7 protein-coding genes are annotated in these 6,967 nt (G+C 52.6%); 2 read left to right on the top strand and 5 right to left on the bottom strand.

The features are described from left to right. Window positions 1-207 precede the first annotated feature (207 nt). Window positions 208-1,686 (bottom strand): alpha-N-arabinofuranosidase, encoded by a 1,479-nt coding sequence (locus tag CFI03_RS16030; RefSeq protein ID WP_248757988.1) that lies wholly within the window; start codon window positions 1,684-1,686, stop codon window positions 208-210. 83 nt (window positions 1,687-1,769) lie between these two features. Further along, entirely contained in the window at window positions 1,770-2,072 is a 303-nt protein-coding gene (locus tag CFI03_RS16025) for a DUF6171 family protein (RefSeq protein WP_248757987.1), read from the bottom strand. A 274-nt stretch (window positions 2,073-2,346) separates the two neighbouring features. On the opposite strand from CFI03_RS16025, the gene CFI03_RS16020 reads away from it, so the two are divergent. Then, window positions 2,347-2,997, top strand: a complete 651-nt coding sequence (locus tag CFI03_RS16020; RefSeq protein ID WP_248757986.1) for a helix-turn-helix transcriptional regulator — start codon at window positions 2,347-2,349, stop codon at window positions 2,995-2,997. On the opposite strand, the gene CFI03_RS16015 is transcribed toward CFI03_RS16020, so the two are convergent. Continuing rightward, window positions 2,981-3,868, bottom strand: a complete 888-nt coding sequence (locus tag CFI03_RS16015) for an AraC family transcriptional regulator (protein ID WP_248757985.1) — start codon at window positions 3,866-3,868, stop codon at window positions 2,981-2,983. The two genes, CFI03_RS16020 and CFI03_RS16015, sit on opposite strands and share 17 nt — an antisense overlap. Window positions 3,869-3,949: 81 nt before the next feature. Between CFI03_RS16015 and CFI03_RS16010 the strand changes: the two genes are divergently transcribed. After that, window positions 3,950-4,753, top strand: a complete 804-nt coding sequence (locus CFI03_RS16010; RefSeq protein WP_248757984.1) for a phytanoyl-CoA dioxygenase family protein — start codon at window positions 3,950-3,952, stop codon at window positions 4,751-4,753. A 48-nt stretch (window positions 4,754-4,801) separates the two neighbouring features. On the opposite strand, the gene CFI03_RS16005 is transcribed toward CFI03_RS16010, so the two are convergent. Further along, on the bottom strand, window positions 4,802-5,764 hold the full coding sequence (locus tag CFI03_RS16005) for a carbohydrate kinase family protein (RefSeq protein WP_248757983.1): 963 nt from the start codon (window positions 5,762-5,764) through the stop codon (window positions 4,802-4,804). A 58-nt stretch (window positions 5,765-5,822) separates the two neighbouring features. Further along, a complete protein-coding gene (locus CFI03_RS16000) occupies window positions 5,823-6,806 on the bottom strand; it encodes a LacI family DNA-binding transcriptional regulator (RefSeq protein ID WP_248757982.1) in 984 nt (327 codons plus the stop codon). Between the last annotated feature and the right edge of the window lie 161 nt (window positions 6,807-6,967).

The raw sequence follows: 6,967 nt of genomic DNA, 5'->3' as shown, positions 1-6,967 counted from the left end.
AAATAAGTGTCTACTTAATTGACAGAAGACCACAATGAAGGAATACACGGGATGAAATCCAGCGTAGATGCAAGGGTGCAGGTAAAAGACACCATTTTACTGGAGGAAATCCAACATAGGAAGCGTTAAGCCTCAGCCCTCTTGTCCTCCCCACAAAAAAATAAAGCCGATAAGCCCCGCAAAGTGGGACTTATCGGCTCTAATCGTTTATTGCTCCAAACGAAGCGTAACTACCGATGCGGCAGGCAGATTAAGGCTCAATTTGCCATTCTCGATCTTCGCTTCGTAGAATGCCTTCACGCTCACCTTGGAAGGCTCTTCGAAGGTGTTATGCGCCTGAATCGCATCCGCTGCGAGCAGCCTGCCCGTGCAGTTGAAGCTGCCTTCGGCACCGCGCAGCTCAAGGCTGATCTCCGATTGTTCGGACGGATGCAGGTTGTACAGGCTGACATGGATGACGCCATCCTTCTTGGACGCGGTAACGCCAACTTGATCCAGCTCTTTGCCGTCGGCATTTACTTTGCCGAATTGACCATGAATCGCCAGTGCCTCGGCATCCTGGTGGACGTTGTACATTTCAAGTACATGGTACGTAGGCGTCAGCAGGATTTTATCCCCTTCCGTCAGAACCACCGCCTGCAGAACGTTAACCATTTGGGCAATGTTGGTCATCTGTACGCGATCGCAATGCTTATGGAAAATATGCAGGTTAATCGCCGCAACAAGCGCGTCGCGCATCGTGTTCTGCTGATACAGGAAGCCCGGGTTGGTTCCCGGCTCCACGTTAAACCAAGTGCCCCACTCGTCAACGATCAGGCCAACGCGCTTGCTTGGATCGTATCGATCCATTACCGTGCTGTGACGGGTAAGAAGCTCGTCCATGTATTCGGCTTTCTTCATGGTCACGAACCAGTCGTTCTCGTCAAATTCCGTAGCAGAGCCTTTGTCGGCCCATTCTCCCGGAACCGTGTAGTGATGCAGGCTCAGACCGCTCATAAAGCGCTCCGCTTTGTTCATCAGCACGTCGGTCCATCGGTAATCGCTCGAGTTGGCGCCGCCTGCGATTTTGTACAGTTTGTTATCGCCGTATTGGCGGACATACGTCTGGAAGTTGCGGTACAGATCCGCGTAATGCTCCGGAAGCATCTCGCCGCCGCAGCCCCAGTTCTCGTTGCCAACGCCAAAATATTTCAGCTTCCAAGGCTCTTCCCGGCCGTTCTGGCGGCGCAGATTCGCCATCGGGGAATCGCCGTCGAACGTCATGTATTCCATCCATTCGGACATTTCCTGAATCGAACCGCTGCCCACGTTGCCGCAGATATAAGGCTCGGCGCCAATCAGCTCGCATAGGCGGAAGAACTCGTGCGTGCCGAAATGGTTATTTTCCACCACGCCGCCCCAGTGCGTATTGACCATTCTCTTGCGAGTCTCGCGGGGACCGATGCCGTCTTTCCAGTGATACTCGTCGGCAAAACAGCCGCCCGGCCAGCGCAGGACAGGCACCTTGAGATTGCGCAGCGCTTCGATAACGTCGTTTCGGATACCGTCCGTATTCGGAATGCCCGAATCTTCCCCCACCCACAAGCCTTCATAAATACATCTGCCAAGATGCTCGGCGAAATGGCCATAGATATTCTTGTTAATCGTGCCGATCGACCAGTCTGCATGGACAACTGCTTTGTTCATTTGTAAAAAGCCTCCTAAAAAGAATGATTACACAAACAGCCGAATGGCTGTTCGTGATGATTCTTGCCTCGTAAGCGTTCGCTTCAGAAATGTCTCGCTTCCCATAACGCCCGAACCGCCTGCTGCGGATGCGGGCATCCTTTATCCTTCAGCTTGGCTCGCACTTGCACGAGACAGCCGCAATGCATGCAGGTCGTATCGTAAGCCATGCTTGCACAGCCTTCGCATGCGGCGAGCCGCTTCGCGTACAGCTCGTCCGTTACGCAGGCATCGGGTTTGATCTTGGAGATCAGACGCTGAATCTGCTCTTCCGTCACTCTGACATCGGCCGAGCAGCCCTTGCAGCCGTCCCGTTCCCTTTTACTGACAGATTCTGTGATTGTCATGCTTGCTTCAGCTCCTACCCGCGCACAGGACGATAATAAATAGTTCTATAAGAAAGATTGTATGGGATTGAGAAAGCGCCTACAATTCACTATAATGAGAAAAAACTGACCTATCGTGCTTTTTTGAAGAAAGGAGCTGCTGACGATCATCCGATTAGACAGCTGCGGCTACCGGTTCGTCCATCCTCACGGAATTTCGATTATCCGGCCAAACGGTTCGGGGGATTATGCTTTTGTTCTGTTCAAGAAGAAATCCGAGGTTATCATACGGGGCGTGCGTATTCTTGTGGACAGCGATTCGTTTATCCTGTTCCAGCCGGATACGCCGCATTCGTATATGCAATTTGAGTTGCCTTTCGTAAACGACTGGTTTCATTGCCGGGGCGAAGAGCTGAGGGGCTTGCTTGCCGAACTTAACTTCCCGCTGGATACTCCCGTCCCGGCCGTTGACCCTATGCTGATCTCGAGAAGCATTATGGAGCTCCACCGCGTTCAGAAGCAAGGCGGGCATTTGAGGGATCAAATTCTGGATACGGATATCCGGGCGCTTCTGATGAAGCTGAGCAATCTGCACCAGCTTTCCCAGCATCCCGAGCGGCCAGGCCGTTATATCCGGCAGTTCTCCGAGCTGCGGGACGAGCTGTATAACTCGCCGCAAAGCCATGTTACGGTAGAGATGCTGGCTGACCGCGTGCACCTCAGCAAGTCTTACTTCCAGCATCTCTATAAGGATATTTTCGGCTGCTCCGTCGTCACCGATATGATTAACGGCAGGCTGGAGCTCGCCAAATATTTGCTCAAGAACAGCACCCACTCCATATCGGCTATCGCGGCAAGCTGCGGGTACGAGCATGAGACGCATTTCATGCGGCAGTTCAAGAAATTTGTCGGCCTGACGCCCAGCCAATTCAAGTCCCGGGTATAGACGTAGAGTCCGCCTTCCGTTTATACTCCGCCGGACCGCAGCCGTACCTCCTGCGGAACAAGGCGGCAAAATGGTTATAGCTCTGGAAGCCAACGTCGAAGGCTGCTTCCCCGGCCGTTCGGCCAGCCTGCAGCATAAGCAGAACGGCCTGCTCGAGACGCATATTGTTTAGCGTGTCCACAATGGAGCGGCCGGTCTCCGACTTGAATAGATGGGACAGCCGGGAGGCGGACAGCCCTACCCGCGCTGCCAGCTCGTTAATGGATAACGGCTCCTGCATCTGCGCGGATAAAATCCGCATGACCTGGCTGACGCGGTAATCCAGCTTGTCCGCAAGCTGTCCGGCCATTAGCAGAATTAAGGCACTTAGCTGATTATCGCAAAGCTCCTCCCAGAACCCGCCCTGCGCCCTTGAGTCATGTAGTAGCGACCGGAAGATGCGGATCACCCTTCGCTGCAGCTCGCTTGAAGGCAGCGGACAGAGCAGCACCTCTTCATCGGGAAGCAAGGACAGCTCCGGGAGCCGATTGAAATGCACCCACATAAAGTTCCACGTATCTCCCTTTACGGTACCATACGTATGAGGAACCCTTTTGCGGAGCAGTACCAGCTCCCCCGCCTTGCATAATTTCTCTCCCGCAGCCGTTCGAAAAAAACCCTGACCATCCAGCGTGTAAACGAGCAGCCAATCCTCCCTTCCGGCAGGACGCACCATGCAATAGGATTCGTTTTCCAAGAAATGTCCCGTAACGACGCCGTTCTTCGATTCCTTCTCCACCATTTCCACCCCGCTCCGATTCATTACCCTAAGGGTATCGCGCCAGCCTTCATTCGTCCAGCGTAATAGCAGAATCCAAGCAGTATTGAGCATAATCGCGACTTCTACCTTTTCCTTTTACGCCCTACAATTAGAGACAAGAAGCAGCAAACAACAAGGAGAGGGGCCATACAAATGAACCAGTCGCTTAAAGTGCTCACCGAGGAGCAGATGAAGCAGTTCGAGACGGAAGGTTATGTCATCGTAAAGGGCGTTTGGAGCAAGGAAGAGATCGAGGAAATCCGGGCCGAGTTCGATAAAATCAGCCTTACCCCGATTCCCGGCTACTTCGAGCCGGTTCTGGACGGAGAGCAGGAGGATCCGCTTCGCCGCTATCCGCGGGTGATGCATCCTCACCGTTACAACGATCTAAGCAAGCATTACATGCTGCATCCGGTTGTTCTCGACATTATGCACGATCTGTACGGAGAAGAGGCTTTGGCTGCGCAAAGCATGTTCTATTACAAACCTCCGGGCTCGCGCGGTCAAGCGCTGCATCAGGATAACTTTTATCTGAAAGTGGAGCCGGGAAACTGCATTGCAGCATGGGCGGCTATCGACCGCTGCGACGAAGAAAACGGCTGTATGCTTCTTGTTCCGAAAACAAATACGTATGAAATTGTATGCCCGGAAGAATCCGATTCGAACGAATCGTTCACCAACCATTACGTGAAGCCGCCAAAAGAGGAAAAGCCCGTTGCAGCGATCATGGAGCCCGGCGATATCCTGTTCTTTAACGGCAATCTGATTCACGGCTCTTACCGGAACAAAACAAAAGACCGCTTCCGCCGCGCTTTTATTTCCCACTACGCGAACAGCAGCGCGATGTCCATCTCTCATTGGTACAATCCGCTCTACAAGGCAGACGGCTCCGAGCTGTCGCTGGAAGCAAATCCGGACGGCGGACCATGCGGCATCGAGACGCCGGCTTATCACTAATAGCATAAAGGGAAGCATGCGGTTACCCGAACCGCTGCCTCCCTTTTTTTACGCTGGATACCGATTAACTTCTTCAAGCGTTGGCAGTGCGGCAATGGCCCCTACCTTCGTGCATACGATCGCCCCTACTTTATTGGCAAATTCCACGAAGGACAATAGCTGATCGAACGACATTCCCTTTGGCTCCTCCAGCCTGCTGATCTGCCATAGCAAAGCACCAACAAAGGCGTCCCCCGCTCCGGTAGAATCAATGGACTTCACCGTAATACTCGGTACCTGCATCAAATTCTTGCCGTCGGACACCAACGTACCGTTCCTGCCCAGCGTCACGCAAACCCGCTTAGCCCCCAGCCTATGAATGAGCCGGATGGCTTCCCCAGGATCCGCCTCATCGGTCATTAGCTGCAGTTCCTCCTCGCTTACTTTGACGAGATCGGCCTGCAACGCGCCATCCCGAGCAAGCTTGATGAAGTCGTTAAGCCGGTCCCCCCACAGATCCTTGCGGTAGTTCGGATCAAAGGAGATAAACGACCGTCCATTCTCCGCAGCTCCCTGCAATAGCGTTGTATAAGTCGCGCGAAACGGATTGTCCAGTAAAGCTGTAGCCGAGCCAAAATGCAGGACGGACGCGGCATCAAGACGGTCCCGGTCAATCTCATCCAGCTCGACGTAACGATCCGCGCCACGGTTAAACACAAAATCCCGCTCCCCGCTTGCTTCCAGCGAGACGAAGGCTAACGTTGTAGACACTCCGGCATCCAGCATCAGCATGGAAGTATCGACCTTTTCCTCCTCCAATGTCCGCTTTAAATAATGCCCGAACGGATCCTTTCCGACTTTGCCAACAAAAGCAGCGCTCCCACCCAGCCGGGCTATTGCCGCGCTGACATTAGCAGGTGCTCCTCCTGCTTTTTTCGCAAACCGCTCGCCTTGCTCCAGATCCACATCGATATCGATGCAGAAAAAATCAATCAACAGCTCCCCAATACAAACGACATTTCCCGCCATCATAATCCTCTCCCTTAATGTGATAACCGGTTGACATATGAGCCAAAAAAGAAACCACGTTCTATGTGGTTTCCCTTTCCATCAGCCGAACCGGCAAATAAACCTCTTCCGCCTCATGATCGGCTTCGCCGTTAATCTGCTCCGACAAGATCCGAACGCATTCTTGAGCAATGCTTTTGATAGGCTGCTGAATCGTCGTGAGCTCCGGTAGGAAAGCTTGTACCGTCTCCGATCCGTCATAGCCGATGACCTTGATATCCTCCGGAATCCGCAGTCCTTTTTTCTTCACGTATTGGATAAACGCTGCCGCAATCAGATCGTCGCTGGCGAACACGCCATCCACTTCGGGATGTTCCGCGAAGATCTGATCGAACAGACTCGAATACCTGTTCTGGTCAAACGACAGGCGGTTCTCGTACACGATGGGCTCGCGGCCGTTCTCTCTGATCACATCTTCATAAGCTTTCCGCCGCAGATTCGCCGGAGTTGCCAGTTCAATCGGACCGTTAATATGGACAATATTTTGGCAGCCTTTTGCGAGCAGCAGCCCTGTTGCCAGCTTGCCGCCGTTATAGTTATCCGAACCAACCACCGGAATAGAAGGAGCCAAGTAATGGTCGATTGCGACAACGGCCATTTTTCCGTGATTGTAGTGGTGGAAGCCCCGGTTATACGAACATACGATAATGCCGTCCACCTGATTACGCAGCAGCATATCGAGGTACCGCTCCTCGTTCTCCCTGCTATGGCTGCTATTGCAAAGCAAGACTTTATACCCTTTCTCCGCGCAGATGCTCTCGATATAGAAGGCCAGCTCGCTGAAGAACGGATTGTTCACCGTCGGGAGAATAAGCCCGATCAGATTTGTCTTTTTATTAAATAACGACCGTGCGACATCATTGGGAAAATAGTTCAGTTCCTTCATCGCGCCGTATACGGCGTCTTTCGTCTCTTGGCTGATATAGCCGCGATTGTTGAGCACCCGCGACACCGTCGTTTTGGATACGCCGGCTTTTTCCGCCACATCGCTTATTTTCGGGTTCACTTGCCTCACCTCATTCCTGTCTTACCGCTTTATGGAACCTATTATAAGCTTAATGCCTCTTTGATTAAACCACAAAATCCGATTTTATGAAACCGGTTGACATATGTCATCCGGTTGACATATACTTACCCTGAAATCGGGAAGACGTATTCAATCCGCTT

Origin of the sequence: Paenibacillus sp. ATY16, assembly GCF_003399985.2 — a bacterium.
In the GTDB taxonomy this organism is placed as follows: Bacteria; Bacillota; Bacilli; order Paenibacillales; family Paenibacillaceae; genus Pristimantibacillus; species Pristimantibacillus glycanilyticus.
This window is presented reverse-complemented; position numbering and strand designations above follow the sequence as displayed.